The organism is Shewanella sp. T24-MNA-CIBAN-0130 (assembly GCF_040310185.1).
Lineage (GTDB): Bacteria > Pseudomonadota > Gammaproteobacteria > Enterobacterales > Shewanellaceae > Shewanella > Shewanella psychromarinicola.
In genome coordinates this window covers 1-260 of the sequence record NZ_JBEOPP010000390.1, presented here as the reverse complement: position 1 = coordinate 260, position 260 = coordinate 1, and the positions used below count along the sequence as shown (strand labels likewise).

The window sequence follows — 260 nt, the reverse complement described above, 5'->3', positions numbered from 1 at the left end:
CAATTAAACACTGTAATTGCGCCCAGTTGAGTGACATTTTATCTTCATCACTGGTAACGCGATGAAACTGACCTTGCTCAAGGCGTTTGCTCCATAAACAGTAACCGCCACGACTATAGTAAAGAATTTTGATGTGAGTTCGCCGCTTATTGATAAACACAAACAACTCACCACTGCTGGCTGGTCGCTTGAGTTTTGATTGCGCCAATGCGGCTAACCCATCAAATTGCTTGCGCATATCAACGGGATGAGCGTAAAGC

Annotated in this window: 1 protein-coding gene; it reads right to left on the bottom strand. The window is 44.6% G+C overall.

Features of this window, described 5'->3' with window-relative positions:
* Positions 1-260: IS66 family insertion sequence element accessory protein TnpB (gene tnpB, locus AAEZ02_RS22835; protein ID WP_351125387.1), on the bottom strand; the 260-nt coding region annotated here is incomplete at both ends.